General features: G+C 47.2%; 13 protein-coding genes. 9 read left to right on the top strand and 4 right to left on the bottom strand.

Annotated features, from left to right (window positions below; genetic code table 11):
• Window positions 1–41 precede the first annotated feature (41 nt).
• Both AC0Z7K_RS01130 and AC0Z7K_RS01125 read right to left on the bottom strand, forming a co-directional pair.
• Window positions 42–932, bottom strand: coding sequence for a LysR substrate-binding domain-containing protein (locus AC0Z7K_RS01130; protein WP_413528566.1), 891 nt, complete (start codon window positions 930–932; stop codon window positions 42–44).
• A gap of 24 nt (window positions 933–956) precedes the next feature.
• Window positions 957–2,375, bottom strand: a complete 1,419-nt coding sequence (locus AC0Z7K_RS01125) for an aminotransferase-like domain-containing protein (RefSeq protein WP_413528567.1) — start codon at window positions 2,373–2,375, stop codon at window positions 957–959.
• Window positions 2,376–2,543: 168 nt separating this feature from the next.
• On the opposite strand from AC0Z7K_RS01125, the gene AC0Z7K_RS01120 reads away from it, so the two are divergent.
• Window positions 2,544–2,831 carry a DUF1127 domain-containing protein gene (locus AC0Z7K_RS01120; protein ID WP_413528568.1) on the top strand — a complete coding sequence of 96 codons (288 nt, stop codon included), beginning with the start codon at window positions 2,544–2,546 and terminating at the stop codon, window positions 2,829–2,831.
• A 200-nt stretch (window positions 2,832–3,031) separates the two neighbouring features.
• On the opposite strand, the gene metG is transcribed toward AC0Z7K_RS01120, so the two are convergent.
• Window positions 3,032–5,065: a methionine--tRNA ligase gene (metG, locus tag AC0Z7K_RS01115; protein ID WP_485612388.1), complete on the bottom strand. Its 2,034-nt coding sequence runs from the start codon at window positions 5,063–5,065 to the stop codon at window positions 3,032–3,034.
• 163 nt (window positions 5,066–5,228) lie between these two features.
• On the opposite strand from metG, the gene apbC reads away from it, so the two are divergent.
• The 4 genes from apbC (at window position 5,229) to asmA (ending at window position 9,639) form a co-directional block, all read left to right on the top strand.
• Window positions 5,229–6,341 carry an iron-sulfur cluster carrier protein ApbC gene (gene apbC / locus AC0Z7K_RS01110; RefSeq protein WP_485612387.1) on the top strand — a complete coding sequence of 371 codons (1,113 nt, stop codon included), beginning with the start codon at window positions 5,229–5,231 and terminating at the stop codon, window positions 6,339–6,341.
• A 146-nt stretch (window positions 6,342–6,487) separates the two neighbouring features.
• Entirely contained in the window at window positions 6,488–7,129 is a 642-nt protein-coding gene (gene udk, locus AC0Z7K_RS01105; protein ID WP_056769536.1) for a uridine kinase, read from the top strand.
• Window positions 7,130–7,162: 33 nt separating this feature from the next.
• Window positions 7,163–7,744, top strand: coding sequence for a dCTP deaminase (gene dcd, locus AC0Z7K_RS01100; protein WP_056769537.1), 582 nt, complete (start codon window positions 7,163–7,165; stop codon window positions 7,742–7,744).
• 44 nt (window positions 7,745–7,788) lie between these two features.
• Window positions 7,789–9,639, top strand: coding sequence for an outer membrane assembly protein AsmA (gene asmA / locus AC0Z7K_RS01095; RefSeq protein ID WP_485612385.1), 1,851 nt, complete (start codon window positions 7,789–7,791; stop codon window positions 9,637–9,639).
• Between the two features lie 70 nt (window positions 9,640–9,709).
• Here asmA and AC0Z7K_RS01090 read toward each other — a convergent pair whose 3' ends face one another.
• Window positions 9,710–11,299 (bottom strand): TerC family protein, encoded by a 1,590-nt coding sequence (locus AC0Z7K_RS01090; RefSeq protein ID WP_485612383.1) that lies wholly within the window; start codon window positions 11,297–11,299, stop codon window positions 9,710–9,712.
• Between the two features lie 1,137 nt (window positions 11,300–12,436).
• Here AC0Z7K_RS01090 and wbaP point away from each other — a divergent pair.
• The 4 genes from wbaP (at window position 12,437) to rfbB (ending at window position 17,045) form a co-directional block, all read left to right on the top strand.
• Complete coding sequence (wbaP, locus tag AC0Z7K_RS01085; protein ID WP_485612381.1) at window positions 12,437–13,870, top strand: undecaprenyl-phosphate galactose phosphotransferase WbaP; 1,434 nt, start codon at window positions 12,437–12,439, stop codon at window positions 13,868–13,870.
• Window positions 13,871–14,006: 136 nt separating this feature from the next.
• Window positions 14,007–14,888: a UTP--glucose-1-phosphate uridylyltransferase GalU gene (gene galU / locus AC0Z7K_RS01080; protein WP_485612380.1), complete on the top strand. Its 882-nt coding sequence runs from the start codon at window positions 14,007–14,009 to the stop codon at window positions 14,886–14,888.
• Between the two features lie 127 nt (window positions 14,889–15,015).
• Window positions 15,016–15,936 carry a glycosyltransferase family 2 protein gene (locus tag AC0Z7K_RS01075; RefSeq protein ID WP_485612379.1) on the top strand — a complete coding sequence of 307 codons (921 nt, stop codon included), beginning with the start codon at window positions 15,016–15,018 and terminating at the stop codon, window positions 15,934–15,936.
• 47 nt (window positions 15,937–15,983) lie between these two features.
• A complete protein-coding gene (gene rfbB / locus AC0Z7K_RS01070; RefSeq protein WP_485612378.1) occupies window positions 15,984–17,045 on the top strand; it encodes a dTDP-glucose 4,6-dehydratase in 1,062 nt (353 codons plus the stop codon).
• The last annotated feature ends 7 nt before the right edge of the window (window positions 17,046–17,052 follow it).

Genomic DNA, 17,052 nt, shown 5'->3' with positions numbered 1-17,052 from the left:
ATTATTATTTTTAACTCCCCCCTTCGCAGGGGGGCTAAGTTTCATGGTTTTTTCAGCCAGTTAATCACCTTATGCACCACCGGTTTAAGGAATCTGTCCTGCGGGGTGAGCATGTAGCATTTTCCGGCGGCGGTCAGCTTGCCCGGATGCGCAGCGACCAGTTGCCCGCTGTTGACGTAATCCTGCACCAGTCCTTCCCAGCCCAGCAAAATGCCATCCCCCAGCACCGCAGACTGCACCAGAAACGGGTAGTTGTTGGCGCGCCAGGTGCGGCGGGGCGAGACGTGGCTGATATCCTGCGAGGCAAACCAGTCCCGCCAGCCGGTCCACTCACGTTGTGGATCGTCCTGAATCAGCAATGTTTGCTCCAGCAAATCTTCCGCGCTGGCCTGTGGGGGAAGGCGGTTGAGGAATTCCGGTGAGCACATCGGATAACAGACTTCATCAAACAGTGCCTCAACGTGATAACCCGCAGGCGGTTCGCGCAGGTAGAAAATCGCCAGATCGAATTCTGAGGATTTCAGGTCGGAAAAGCTGTCGGAGATTTTCATGCGGATTTGTAAATCAGGCATCAGCTGGCGCAGTGCGGAAAGCCGCGACGAAAGCCAGAGCCCGCTCATCGCACTGGTACAGGCGAGCGTCACCTGCGGCAGACCGTTCCAGCCCATGACTTCAGCAGTTGACTGCGAAATGTCGCCGAGCAGTTTGCGCACCTGTTGTGCATAGGTCTCTCCGCGCGGCGTCAGCGTCGTTTTGCGCTGCGCACGCTGAAAAAGCTTACAGCCGAGCATCTCTTCCAGCTGGATAATCTGGCGGCTGATGGCACTCTGCGTCAGGTTCAGCTCTTCGGCGGCGCGGGAAAAGCTGCAATAGCGCGCCACGCATTCAAACGCCACCAGCGTGTTCAGGGGCGGTAACGGTTCTATTTGCACGATGACAATCTCTCCGGGTGAGGTTTAGCAACTTTCCAGCATTTGCGACGCTAATATTCCCACACGCTGCACCGCGCGCTCGGTTTTGGCGGTCAGGGTCTGGGCATAATTCATCCGCAGGCAATTGCGGTATTTCCCCGACGCGGAGAATATCGAGCCAATGGCGATTTGCACGTTATGTTCTTCCAGCAGACGATTTAACCGCAATGTATCGACGCGCTCATCAAGTTCGATCCACAGCAGAAAACCACCCTGAGGGCGACTGACGCGTGTACCGCACGGGAAATATTTCATCACCCAGTCGGTCATGGTGCACAAATTGCGCTGGTACTGATTGCGCATACGGCGCATGTGCACCAGGTAGTGCCCCTGTTTGATGAAGTCGGCAATAGCAATTTGCGGCAGCGTGGCGGATGCGCCGGTGGTGATGTATTTCATATGGATAGCGCGGTCGTGATAACGCCCCGGCGCAATCCAGCCGACGCGCAGGCCGGGCGCCAGCGTTTTAGAAAATGAACTGCACAGCAGCACCCGACCGTCTTCATCGAATGAGGTAATGGTGGCCGGGCGGGGATACTGATACGCCAGTTCGCCATAGACATCGTCCTCAATGATGGCGATATCGTAGCGCTGCGCCAGACGCAGCAGACCTTTTTTACGCTCGTCCGGCATGTTGTAGCCAAGCGGATTATTGCAGTTGGGCGTCAGCTGAATAGCCTTGATTGGCCACTGTTCCAGCGCCATTTCCAGCGCTTCCAGGCTGATGCCGGTGACCGGATCGGTAGGGATTTCCAGCGCTTTCATGCCGAAGCCTTTCAGGGTTTGCATCGCGCCGTGAAAACTCGGCGAATCCACCGCCACAATATCGCCGTGCTCGCACACCGACCGGATGGCAATCGAGAGCGCTTCGTGACAACCGGTGGTGATCAGAATATTACTGGCATCCATGTGGCTGCCGCTGTCGATCAGCAGACGGGCAATTTGTTCTCGTAAATCTTCCGAACCGTAGATGCTGTCGTAATGAAACGCGTTGAGATTCTGATGCTGACCCGCGCGACCCATCAGACGGCTGAGCGGTTTGAGGGTAGGCGCTGTAACGTCCGGCGAGCCGCGACCCAGCTGTACTACGCCCGGCCGGTGAGGAGAAGTGATGAGATCCAGTACCTGATCCCACTGGGATATCTCCACCGGGCGCTGCGCAGGGCGACAGCCGGAGGGCAGGGCGGCCTGGATGCGAGCACCTTTCACAAAATAACCGGATTTAGGGCGGGCTTCGACCAGCTGTTTTTCCTCCAGTACGCGATAAGCCTGCTGCACCGTACTCACGCTGACGCCGTGTTCACTGCTCAGTACGCGCACCGATGGCAGGCGGATCCCGGCGGGATACAGGCCCTGCTCGATGCGGTCGCTCAATACGTTAGCCAGATTTTCATAACGATTCATTATCTTTTTCTCAACTCCTGCGCAAAGAAAACAGTACAGATGCAATCAATCTAACCCTGTATCTGTCATCTAATCCAGATCTGTATGGTTGAAATACTAAAAATCTGAATCTGTAATGTTTTGGCCGTTTATCCGATCCTGTTGTCAGGTCGTTAACAGGGGCAGAATATGAAAAATATCATTGAAGAACGTCAGTTTGCAGGCTGTGAAAACGTGGTTTGTGAACAGGTTACAGGTGCAACGAGCGTAGCGACGCTGCGTACGGCACAGATGCCAGTACAAAAAGCGGGATGGACTAAGAAAGTGTATGCCGCATTGTTTAGCTGGAATGAGCGTCGCGTCAGCCGCAAGATTTTGCATTCGCTGAGTGCGGATCAACTCAAAGATATCGGGCTGGCGAAATCGGATATCGACAGGGACTATCCACGCAGCGTATGGCCGAACTGGCCGAAGTGAAATACCCGTTATCTTTCGGGCGTCAGATGCGTTGGCTGCGCTCGTGCGCCCCGGTCACTTACTGATGTAAGCTCCCGGGGACTTTCTCACTTGCCGCCTTCCTGACACCCGATATCTATAGGGTATTTGGAGCAAATTTGTTTCAACAGTTATAAAAAAAGCCCGATGATTTCATCGGGCTTTTGTCAGTAAAAACGTTCTTACTTAACCTGCATACCAGGTTGTGCGCCGGAATCCGGGCTGAGCAGGAAGATGTCTTTCCCACCAGGACCCGCGGCCATCACCATCCCTTCTGAGATACCAAAACGCATTTTACGCGGTGCGAGGTTCGCGACCATGATGGTCAGGCGGCCTTCCAGCAGTTTTGGATCTGGATACGCGGAGCGAATGCCGGAGAAAATCTGGCGGGTTTCGCCGCCCAAATCGAGTTGCAGACGCAGCAGTTTGTCGGAACCTTCCACGAAATCAGCGCTTTTGATCAGCGCGATACGCATGTCGACTTTTGCGAAATCATCAAAAGTGATGGTTTCCTGAATAGGGTCATCCGCCAGCGGACCGGTGACTACGGTTGCGTTCGCCGCTGCAATATCTTCTTTCGAGGCATCGACCATCGCAGCGACTTTATCCAGTTCGATACGATTAAACAGCGCTTTGAACGGATTCACCTGATGCGACAGCAACGGCTGTGCAATGGAATCCCAGCTCAGTTCAGTCTTAAGGAAGGCTTCTGTCCGCTCAGCCAGGGATGGCAGAACGGGTTTCAGATAAGTCATCAGCACTCGGAACAGGTTAATGCCCATTGAGCAAATCGCCTGCAGGTCAGCGTCGCGGCCTTCCTGTTTTGCAACAACCCACGGTGCCTGTTCGTCCACATAACGGTTAGCCAGATCGGCCAGCGCCATGATTTCACGGATGGCGCGGCCTGATTCGCGGCTGTCGTAGGCCTGCGCGATACTTTCAGCGGCATCGGTGAAGGTTTTGTACAGCACTTCGTCAGCCAGCTTATCAGCCAGTTTGCCGTCAAAGCGTTTGGCGATAAAACCGGCATTACGGGACGCCAGATTCACCACTTTGTTGACGATGTCTGCATTCACGCGCTGCACGAAATCTTCCAGGTTCAGGTCGATATCGTCGATGCGTGAAGACAGTTTGGCGGTGTAGTAGTAACGCAGGCAGTCCGCATCCAGATGGTTCAGATAGGTACTGGCCTTGATGAATGTACCGCGCGATTTGGACATCTTCGCGCCGTTAACTGTCACGTAACCATGAACGAACAGATTGGTCGGTTTACGGAAATTACTGCCCTCAAGCATCGCCGGCCAGAACAGGCTGTGGAAATAAACGATGTCTTTACCGATGAAGTGATACAGCTCGGTGGTGGAATCTTTTTTCCAGAACTCGTCGAAGTTCAGATCGCCGCGACGGTCGCACAGGTTTTTGAATGACCCCATATAGCCGATTGGCGCATCCAGCCAGACGTAGAAAAATTTGCCTGGCGCATCCGGAATTTCGAAACCGAAGTAAGGCGCATCGCGGGAGATATCCCATTGTTGCAGACCGGATTCGAACCATTCCTGCATTTTGTTCGCGACCTGTTCCTGTAAAGCACCGGAGCGGGTCCACGCCTGCAACATGGCGCTAAATTCTGGAAGGTCGAAGAAGTAGTGCTCGGACTCACGCATTACCGGCGTCGCGCCGGACACCACGGATTTCGGCTCGATCAGCTCAGTCGGGCTGTAGGTCGCGCCGCACACTTCGCAGTTATCGCCGTACTGGTCCGGTGATTTACATTTCGGGCAGGTGCCTTTGACGAAACGGTCCGGCAGAAACATGCCTTTCTCCGGATCGTACAGCTGAGAAATGGTGCGGTTCTTGATGAAGCCGTTTTCTTTCAGACGACCATAAATCAGCTCGGACAGCTCACGGTTTTCGTCACTGTGCGTGGAGTGATAGTTGTCGTAGCTGATGCCAAAGCCGGCGAAATCTTTCTGATGTTCCTGGCTCATTTCAGCAATCATCTCTTCCGGCTTAATACCGAGTTGCTGAGCTTTCAGCATGATCGGCGTGCCGTGCGCATCGTCCGCACAGATGAAGTGCACCTCATGGCCGCGCATTCGCTGGAAACGAACCCAGACGTCAGCCTGGATGTGCTCGAGCATGTGACCGAGATGGATGGATCCGTTGGCGTACGGAAGTGCACAGGTTACCAAAATTTTTTTCGCGACTTGAGCCATAGTAAGAGCTTGCTTTCTGTTGTTGAAATCAGGGGGATTGATGTTAACCGAAAGCGCCGCCCCTCGTAAACAAACGGGGGATCTCTGCATGAAGCTTCTGTTATGCTATTTAAAGAATAAGTCGTTTAATAAATAGTCTGATAACCAGTTTCAAGGAGCCGGGATGACATCTCAATCCCCACAGCAGACCACCCCCGTGGGGCTGCGCGCACTAGTGACCGGCGTACTGGCCACCTTTCGTCATTCAACCCTGCAAAAAGATCTCAACGCCATTAAGGCATTGCATCATTGCGTGTTGATGGACGACGTTTTACATATCGACCTGACGCTGCCCTTCGCCTGGAAAAGCGGTTTTGAGATTTTGAAAGAGGAAACCAGTGGCGAACTGCTGCGCGTAACCGGTGCATCGGCGGTCCAGTGGACCCTGCGTCACGACATCGCCACCATGAAACGGGCGAATGAGCAGCCGGGAATTAAAGGTGTGCGCAATATTCTGGCGGTCAGTTCGGGCAAGGGCGGCGTCGGGAAATCCACGACGGCGGTGAATCTGGCACTGGCGCTGGTGGCCGAGGGCGGCAAAGTCGGGATTCTGGATGCCGATATTTACGGACCGTCGGTGCCGAATATGCTGGGTACTGAAGATGAGCGTCCGACGTCACCGGATGGCGTACATATGTCGCCGATTATGGCGCATGGCCTGGCGACCAACTCGATTGGTTATCTGGTCACTGATGAAAATGCCATGGTCTGGCGTGGTCCGATGGCCAGCAAAGCACTGATGCAGATGTTGCAGGATACGCTGTGGCCGGATCTGGATTATCTGGTGATCGACCTGCCGCCGGGCACCGGTGATATTCAGCTGACGCTGTCGCAAAACATTCCGGTAACCGGCGCTGTGGTTGTCACCACGCCGCAGGACATCGCGCTGCTTGATGCCATGAAGGGGATCGTGATGTTTGAGAAAGTGCATGTGCCGGTGCTTGGCATTATCGAAAACATGAGCATGCATGTGTGTAGCAATTGTGGCCATCACGAACCGATTTTCGGCACCGGTGGCGCACAGCGTCTGGCAGAGAAATATCGCTGTGAGCTGCTGGCGCAATTACCGCTGCATATCTCGCTGCGTGAAGATTTGGATCGCGGCGAGCCGACGGTCGTTTCGAATCCTGAGAGCGAATTTACAACGATTTATCGTGAACTGGCGTCAAAAGTGGCGTCACAACTGTTCTGGAAAGGCGATGCAATTCCGACTGAAATCGCTTTCCGCGCAGTTTAATCTCTCAACTCAGCGATTTATTGCCCGATGTCAGCGATTACACAGCCTTAACGCTGGCATCAGGCAGTGTCTTGAACTTATAATTGCCGCGTTCAAAGCACATATCTGTGTTTGCCTTCCAACTTCCAAATCAGGTCTTTAATTTTATGTCTGACAAATTCCATCAGTGTGTCATCGTAGGTATCGCTGGCGCATCTGCTTCGGGAAAAAGCCTTATCGCCAGTACGTTATACCGTGAACTTCGTGATCAGGTAGGCGATGAGCACATCGGGGTGATCCCCGAAGATTGCTACTATAAAGACCAAAGCCATATGACCATGGAAGAGCGGGTCAAAACCAACTACGACCATCCGAGTGCGATGGATCACAATTTGCTGTTTCAGCACTTACAGGCGTTGAAATCAGGTCAGGCAATTGAACTGCCGAGCTACAGCTTTATTGAACATACCCGGCTTGCCGAAACGGTGACGCTAAAACCGAAAAAAGTCATCATTCTTGAAGGGATCCTGCTGCTGACCGACGTGCGTCTGCGCCAGGAAATGAACTTCTCTATCTTCGTCGATACACCTCTTGATATTTGCCTTATGCGTCGCATGAAGCGTGATGTCAACGAACGGGGCCGTTCGATGGATTCAGTGATGGCGCAGTATCAGAAAACCGTCCGCCCGATGTTCCTGCAATTTATCGAACCTTCCAAACAATACGCAGACATCATTGTGCCGCGTGGCGGAAAAAACCGGATTGCGATTGATATTTTAAAGGCAAAAATCAGCCAGTTTTTCAATTAATCGCCATGCTGTAGAACACATACCGGAGAAACGATGAGACTTTGCGATCGAGATATAGAAGCCTGGCTGGACAGTGGCAAATTAGGGATTTCACCGCGTCCGCCTGTAGAACGTATTAACGGTGCTACAGTAGATGTGCGTCTGGGCAATGGCTTTCGCGTATTTCTCGGGCACAACGCCGGTTTTATCGATCTGAGTGGCCCGAAGGACGAAGTCAGCGCCTCTCTCGATAAAGTGATGAGTGATGAAATTGTTTTGCCAGAAGGTGAAGCATTCTTCCTGCATCCGGGTGAACTGGCGCTGGCGGTGACGTTTGAGACGGTTTCTATACCCGATGATCTTGTCGGCTGGCTGGACGGGCGGTCATCGCTGGCGCGTCTGGGATTAATGGTCCACGTCACGGCGCACCGCATCGATCCGGGCTGGCAGGGGCGTATCGTGCTGGAGTTCTATAATTCCGGCAAATTGCCCCTAGCACTTCGTCCCGGCATGCTGATTGGCGCACTGAGTTTCGAGCCGTTATCCGGCCCGGCAGCGCGTCCTTATAACAGCCGCCAGGATGCGAAATATCGCGACCAGCAAAGTGCGGTTGCCAGCCGTATTGATGAAGACTGATTCAGCTTTTTTATCTGCACGCAGGATAAAAACGTGAGGAAGGCATGAGAAGACTACTGACAACACTGGTGATTTTACTGGTGGTTATCATTGCCGGCATGACTTCGCTGGTGTTTCTGATTAACCCGAACGACTTCCGCCAATATATGGTGGAACGGGTTGAAATGAAAAGCGGCTATCAGCTGGCGATCAACGGCTCGCTGCGCTGGCATGTCTGGCCTCAGCTGAGCATTATCGCCGGACAAACTACGCTGACCGCGCCGGGTGCCAAAGCGCCGGTGGTCAGCGCCGAAAACATGCGGCTGGACGTCAAACTCTGGCCGCTGATTTCTCATCAGCTCGCAGTGAAGCAGGTTCTGCTGAAAAATGCAGTCGTTCGTCTTACGCCAGATAGTGAAGAGAATCAGCCTGACGCGCCAGTCGCGCCCTCCACACCAACGCCTGTTGCGCCGGTAACGCCGACACTTGAGGCGGGCTGGAAATTTGATATCGATAAATTAAGCATTGTCGACAGTCTTCTTATCTGGCAACGCGGCGATGATGATGTCATCAACGTTCGCGATATCAACATGCAGATGGATAAAGATGCCAACCGACAGGCAACTGTTCAGCTTTCCAGCCGTATTAACCGTAATCAGCGCGATCTCGCTTTCACGATGAAAGCTGAACTGGATATGCAGCATTATCCGCAGACCTTTGCAGCGAATATCAGCAAGTTTACCTATCAGCTAAACGGCGCAGATATTCCGGTTAAAGGCGTGCAGGGTAGCGGTGCAATGCAGGCCAACTATCAGCGCGATACAGACACTATTAAACTTAGCCAGCTGGATTTAACCGCCAACGATAATCAGGTCTCTGGCACCGCCTCGGCCACACTCGGAGCTAGTCCGAATTATCAGCTGGATTTGTCCGCTAATAAACTCGACCTCGATGCGCTCAGCGGCTGGCAGCCTAAAACCGAGGCAGAAACAACGGGAAATGTGCCTTCTGTGACATCCGCCCCGGTGATTGCCCGCGATGTTGACGATCAGCCGAACGGGCTGAGCAGCTTGAAAGCCTTTAATGCCAAACTGGCTTTGAAAGTCGCTGATTTAACTTACCGTGGTCTGAAGATCCAAAATCTGGCACTCAATGCAGAAAATCAGCAGGGTCAGGTCACCTTATCTACCTTTAGCGGCAATATGGGCAGCGGGAAATTCTCACTCCCGGGTGATATGGACGTGACCGGCAAACAGATTCAGGTGCACCTGGTGCCGGATGTGAACAAAATCGAGCTGGGTGATGTTCTGGCGGCCTATGATTTACCGAAAGCGCTGACCGGCAGTTTCTCCCTGAAAGGCGATGTTAACGGCAAAGGGCTTTCCGCTGCAGATTTCGCACGGCGCTGGCAGGGAGAAGGACAACTTTCCATGGATAATGCTCACCTGAATGGTATTAATATTCAGCAACTTATTCAGCAGGCGGTTGCGCGCAGCAGCGACAAGGTACAGGGGCTCGAGCGCTACGATCACTATAGCCAGATTGATACGCTCAAAGCCGAAGGCAAACTTGCTGATGGCACGCTGACGCTGACTAATCTCGAGGGTCAGTCGCCGATGGTTACTGCGAAAGGGAACGGCAGCATCGACATGGCCGATCAGCAGGTGGACATGAACTTACTGATCCGCGTCACAGGTGGCTGGAAAGGTGACAGCAATCTGATTAATACGCTCAAAACGACGGACATTCCTTTGCGGGTTTACGGCCCGTGGGCGCAAATGGGTTACCAGTTGCAGGTTGATCAGGTACTGAGACGCACGCTGGAACAAAGCGCCCGCAGCGCACTTCAGAACTGGATTGATAAGGGTAAAGACAGTAAAGAAAAAGAAGATGTGCAAAAATTTCTGAATAAATAACCATTAAGCAGCGTCTTAGGAATAAAAACGGGTGCCTGAAGCAGGCACCCGTTTTCTTTTTGCAGTCGTATCAGACTTCGTAATCGTTATCCGATGCCGATTTGAGCGGGGTGACTTTCACTTTCAGAATGCGATGGCTGCTGACTTCCAGCGGTTCGAACAGATAGTCGTGGATGGTAATCTGCGCGCCCACCTGTGGGATGCTCTGCGTATGCTCCATCAGCAGCCCGGCCAGCGTGTGGTATTCACGTTTCTCATCAACCGGCAGGGGGATGTACATCACTAAATCCTCAAGCGGCATATAGCCGTTGGCAATCCAGGTGCCATCTTCCAACTGCTGTATGTCATGGCGCGCATCTGGCGTTTCATCTGACTCCGGGAGGTTACCGGCGATCGTTTCCATAACATCTGTCAGCGTTACGATCCCTTCAACCGAACCAAACTCATCGACTACAAATGCAAAGTGCGTCTTTGCCTGACGGAACTGTTCCAGCGCCATCAACAGGGAAAGCTGCTCCGGGAAGATCAGCGGCTGACGTATCAGCGCTTTAAGATCTAATTCATTCTTCAGCAGTTGCTGTTTGAGCAAGTCCACAACGTGTACCACGCCCAACGGTTCGTCAGTCGAACTGTCTTCTGTCACCAGCATGCGGGTGTGCTGGTTATTGGCAATTTGCTGTGTCAGCACGTCCACCGGGTCATTCAATTCAAGGTTATCGACATCATGCCGCGAGGTCATGACACTGCTGACGGTACGTTGCCCAAGCCCGAGAACACGTTCAATCATATGGCGTTCCTGCTGATTGAAAATCGCATCCTCTTCATTAGTGCTGTCAGCAATCATGCTGGAGGAATGGGCATCCAGCTCGGCTTCTTCATGTTTACCGCGAAGAACGCGAAGTACCGTTTCTGCGGTACGCTCACGCAATGAACGGCGTGAAGATAAAAAGCGTCGGCGGTTGAACTGTGCCAGCTGGTTCAGTGCTTCGATAATGACCGAGAAACCAATTGCAGCGTACAAATAACCTTTCGGGATCGCGTAACCAAAAGCCTCTGCGACCAGACTGAAGCCGATCATCAGCAGGAAGCTAAGACACAAAATCACAATCGTCGGATGTGCATTCACAAAGCGCGTAAGCGGGCGGCTTGCCAGCAACATCAGCCCGATGGCGATACAAACTGCGACCATCATGACGGCTAAATGATCGACCATCCCGACAGCGGTGATGACGGAGTCCAGCGAGAAGACGGCATCCAGAACCACAATTTGCGCGACTACCGCCCAGAATTTGGCTCCCGTATGCTGTTGGGTTTGCTCCTCATCCTTTCCTTCAAGCCGTTCGTTCAATTCCATGGTGGCTTTAAAGAGCAGGAAGACCCCGCCGGTCAGCATGATCATATCTCTGGCGCTGAATGCATGCCCGAGCACAGTAAGCAGGGGACGAGTCAGCGTAGATAGCCACGAAATACAGGCCAGCAGCAATAAACGCATCACCAGGGCGAGTAAAAGCCCGGTAACGCGCGCTTTATCACGCTGCTGGCGCGGAAGTTTTTCCGCCAAAATGGCGATAAAAATAAGATTGTCTATGCCCAGAACAATTTCGAGTACTACCAGGGTAGCCAGCCCGGCCCAAATCGACGGATCGGCGATCCATTCCATATTACGTTTTTCACCTTTAGTTACACGGCGGTTGCCACACGGTGAATAATGGGCGTCAGACGCGGAAAATTCAAACACGATGGAAAAAAATATTAGAAGTGCTCTAAGGTTGACCAAAAAAGTACCAATGTGCACGTTTAAAAGATAAAACATGTACTCATGTTGGCGTAAATGAGCTCACAGAGTTACAATTCAAATCTAAATTTTATACTATCAATTTATAGACATGTTCATGAAAAACTTGTTGTTTAATAGGGGCGTTAAAACGATGTGCATGTTAAATAGTCAATCTATCGTGTTAGATGGCTTTGCGCCTTAAAATGCGTAAAATACTCTTTAGGAATTTTGCCATTATAAATTTCTCAAGTTAGATTAATATGAGTTGTAATCATAAGGGTGCACTGCCTGCTGTTATAACACTGAAAATTTGAAAGTTCTTACTAATCAGTACATTGGTAGCTGTCAAGCCAAGGGCGGTAGCGTGTATCGAAGAAATGTCGGTCATCAGTGAGGAGAGGTTACTTCCATCAATCGCTAAGGTGTTTGACTTTTTCTGATCAGTAGCGAGAAAAATTTACCAATTATCTGGTGTTTACAACAACATGTTTTCAGAAAAACATGCAATAGGAAAAGAGATATTCTAAGAAATCTCTAGCTAACTTAAATAATTAAATTCCCAAGCTGACTTTTAGCGTATTACATAAACTTTTTACAGTTTAGCGAGATAATATGATTTAAGCTACTATGTAGGGTTGTTCTATTATCTAGTGAGGTTTTCTGGTTATAAAATGAGAAAGCTTCTTATAAAGAAAGTTTATTATATGATGATATGTTCTGCAGCTAAAGGAGTTCCAGATCATTAAATATCCGCAACGAAATTTATAAAAATTAATGTATGTTTTTTGATGTGAGTAAGAAAAAACGGTTACTTTTAGCTATTGTTTAGAAGTGGTTTATGTCATTTATAGGAATTCAATCAGTCACCGGGTCGTATATTCCCATGGGCATGGTGAATGATAATACACGAACATAATATTAAATGATTATGTGATCATATTTAATTCATTAAATTAGAAGATGGTTAACTCAATGATTAACAAGGGATTAAGAAATTTTTACAAGGTGAATAGGTAAAGTATGAATATTAAAAATTCAAAAATTCGAAATTTTTTTGTACATTTGTTACTTTCCATTACTGATTTTTTATTGTTTAATGCTTCTCTTTTATTAGCTGCGTTCTTACTTAAGTCTATTTCTGGGGATATATATCATTTTATTTCTGCTGAAGAAATAAAATATTATTACGCATCTCACTTTTTGCTTTCCATAGCATGCGTTGGCTGGTTCTGGCTTCGATTACGTCATTACACCTACAGAAAACCTTTTTGGTTTGAATTAAAAGAAATTATTAGAACAGTAACCATTTTTGCAATAATAAATCTTGCAATTGTAGCCTTTTCTAAATGGAGTTTGTCTCGTTATGTTTGGGTATTAACATGGTTACTAGCGATAATTATGATTCCTCTCGGTCGTACTATCCTTAAAAGGATACTTGACAGTTCAGGGTTATGGAAGAAAAAAACGATTATTATTGGAAGTGGCAATAACGCAACGGAAGCCTATCATGCTCTACAAAGCGACGAAGTTAGTGGTTTTGATATTATTGCTTTCTATGCATTTGAGAAAGGAACTGAAAAAGATTTGATGGGTATTAAAGTTCTGTCTGAAGAAGTCGAACTATGGTCGATAGCAGATGCGGATGATACGCAATTCATTGTTGCGGCAGAGTTTGAGCAAACAAATGACCGTGATTACTGGTTAAAAAATCTAGCCAAACATCATTGTCGTTCTGTATCAGTTATTCCTACGCTTCGCGGTGTACCACTTTATGGAACGGATATGTCATTTATATTTAGCCATGATGTGATGATCCTAAGAGTGAATAATAATCTTATGAAGCCAAGCTCCAGATTTATTAAGAGAGCTTTCGATATCATTGGTTCTGTATCAATATTAGTAATGTTGTCACCTCTTTTTCTATTACTTTTATATAAAGTTGGGAAAAATGGCGGTAAACCAATATATAGCCATGAACGTATAGGGCGAAATGGCAAAAAATTTGGTTGTCTAAAATTTCGATCAATGGTTTTAAATTCCAAAGAAGTTTTAGCGGAGCTTCTTTTGAAAGATGCTCAAGCGAGAGAAGAATGGGATAAAGATTTTAAACTCAAAAATGATCCGCGAATAACTAAAATAGGTAAGTTTATTAGAAAAACTAGCTTAGACGAGTTACCCCAACTTTGGAATGTATTGAAGGGTGAAATGAGTCTTGTTGGGCCAAGGCCAGTAATTGAAACTGAGCTAGAACGTTACGCAGGTGAAGCCGACTATTATTTAATGGCGAAGCCAGGTATGACAGGGTTGTGGCAAGTAAGTGGCAGAAACGATATTGACTACAATGAGCGCGTATATTTCGATGCTTGGTATGTAAAAAACTGGTCTCTTTGGAACGATATCGCAATTTTATTCAAGACAGTAAATGTTGTGCTTAAAAGAGATGGTGCGTACTAAAAGGGGAATGATAATCGTTAATATATTGATTATGGAAATATTGAAGATAAAGTTATGAACTTGCTTATCTAGAGTATTTACCTGCGTTGAATGCCAGGTAATAAATTAACCGATGTCAACTGGAGTATACTTAACAATGTTAAAAGCCGTCATACCTGTTGCGGGTTTAGGTACCCGTATGCTACCTGCGACCAAAGCTATACCAAAAGAAATGTTGCCGATTGTTGATAAACCATTAATTCAATATATTGTCAACGAATGCGCTGCCGCAGGTATAAAAGAGATTATTCTTGTAACTCATTCTTCAAAAAATGCTATCGAAAACCATTTCGATACGTCATTCGAACTTGAAAGCATGCTAGAAACACGAGTAAAGAGACAATTACTGGAAGAAATTCAATCAATTTGCCCTAAGGGTGTGACGATAATGAATGTTCGCCAGGGACAATCAAAGGGCCTTGGTCACGCCGTGCTGTGTGCAAAACCATTGATAGGAAACTCGCCATTTGCTGTAATTCTTCCCGATGTTTTGATGGATGAGTCTTCCAGTGATCTTCGTAAAGATAACCTTGCAGCAATGATCAATCGCTTTGAAGAAACAGGAAATAGCCAAGTTATGGTTGAAGAGGTGCCTGAAGCTGATGTTTCCAAGTATGGGATAGTAGATTGTAATGGTGTGGAAGGCGAGTCAGGTAAAAGCACACCTATGAGTGCGATTATCGAAAAACCTGATGTTAAGGATGCTCCTTCGAACTTGGCAGTAGTTGGACGGTATGTGCTTTCAGAAGCTATATGGCCACTCCTTGCGATCACGCCATATGGTGCAGGTAACGAGATCCAACTTACCGACGCTATAGCGCTGTTGATGAAAAAACAAAAGGTAGAGGCGTTTACAATGACAGGACGTTCACATGACTGCGGTGATAAGTTAGGTTACATGAAAGCATTTGTTGAGTATGGACTACGTCACCCTCAGCAAGGTAAAGACTTTTCTGAATGGTTGAAAAGTGTAAAATAAAATGATGGGGCAGAATATCTGCCTCATTATATTGAATATGCATTAGATGAATACTAAGTGAATAAATTCATTTTTGAGTTGTATCAAGAATAATACTTAATAGATGTTAACAGCGGGAATGTTTTGAATGTTTGACCTCAAAGTTGGAATAGTTATCCCCACATATAATGGTGGGGATATATGGAAGCAAACTGCTAGCATATTATCATTAAGTAATAGTTCTCATACGGTGCTTGTGATTGACTCAACAAGTTCAGACGATACGGTGGATGTGGCTCTCAAGCATGGTTTTAACGTTAAAGTTATTTCCTCAATAGACTTTAATCATGGTGGTACCCGGAATCTCGGGATTAATGAGATAGATGTTGATATTGTTGTATTTTTGACTCAGGATGCTATTCCATCTGTAGGGTGCATTGAAAAAATTGTTGCAGCTTTTTCCGATGAGAACATCGCTTGTGCTTATGGACGCCAACTTCCTCACAAAAATGCGAATGCTATTGCAGCTCATGCTCGTTACTATAACTATACTGAGAATAGTTATATCAGTAATAAGTCTAAAGTAGATGCTATGGGTATTAAGGCTGTTTTTATGTCGAATTCTTTCTCAGCATATAGAGTTAGTGCTTTTAGAAATGTTGGTGGATTCCCATTAAACACTATACTTTGTGAAGATATGTACTTTGCGGCTAAGGCTATTTTGGCGGGTTATAGTATCGCATATGTATCAGATGCTCAGGTCCACCATTCTCACAACTACACTATGCATGAGGAGTTTTCTCGATATTTCGATATTGGTGTATTCCATAGTGACGAACCATGGATTCGTGCGAAATTTGGGGGAGCAGGAGGAGAAGGCAAGAAATTTATTATTTCGGAAATTAAATATCTTATAAAAAATGATCCCAAACTAATCATTAAAGCTTGCGCAAATAACTTCTGTAAGATTTTAGGTTATAAGCTCGGGCAAAAATATAAGAAATTATCAATGAGTACACGGATAAAATTTAGCATGCACAAGAAATATTGGAAATCTTTCGAAGATTGAGTAGTGAAACTATATAAATATATTGAGCATGAGATTCAGAGGGTTTTATGAAAATATTAGTAACTGGTGGTGCAGGGTTTATTGGGTCGGCTGTTGTAAGAAATATAATAAAAAACACTAATGACGACGTATTAGTAGTAGATTGTCTTACTTACGCTGGTAACCAAGAGTCATTAGCAGAAATAGAAAAATCTGAGAGATACGCATTTCGCAAGGCAAATATTTGCGATAAAAAAGAAATAGAGGATATCTTTTTTACGTTCAGACCAGATGCAATTATGCATTTAGCTGCCGAAAGCCATGTTGATAGATCAATTGATGCTCCCAGCGAATTTATTGAAACAAATATTATTGGAACTTATACTCTTCTTGAGGTTTCGCGAAAATACTGGAATAGTCTTACTAAAGACAAAGAAAATTTTATATTTCATCATATATCAACTGATGAAGTATATGGTGATCTACATAATATGGTTGATTTATTCGTTGAAACAACAGCATACGCTCCTAGCAGTCCGTATTCGGCATCTAAAGCTTCAAGCGATCATTTAGTCCGGGCATGGAGCAGAACGTACGGCTTGCCAGTTGTTGTTACTAACTGTTCAAATAATTATGGCCCGTATCATTTTCCCGAAAAACTTATTCCACTGATTATTATTAATGCACTCGAAGGTAAACCATTGCCTGTATACGGAGATGGGGGACAGATAAGAGATTGGCTTTATGTAGAGGATCATGCCAGAGCACTTTATAAAGTTGTAACCGAAGGTGTAGTTGGAGAAACATATAATATTGGCGGACATAATGAACGTAAAAATATTGAAGTTGTAAATACTATCTGTTCATTACTGGATGAGTTACATCCTTCAAATATTCCAGGGGTCGATAGTTATTCCCAATTAATCACATTTGTTGCTGATCGCCCTGGGCATGATGTCAGATATGCAATTGATGCATCGAAAATTGCTTCTCGACTCGGATGGACTCCTGAGGAGACGTTTGAATCTGGAATTCGTAAAACGGTCGAATGGTATTTGAACAATAAAGTTTGGTGGAGTCGAGTTAAAGATGGTTCATATGCAGGTGAACGTTTAGGTTTAACAGATTAACTATAAA

This window comes from Rahnella sp. 1L-D-7-B-C2, from assembly GCF_057290995.1.
This window is presented reverse-complemented; position numbering and strand designations above follow the sequence as displayed.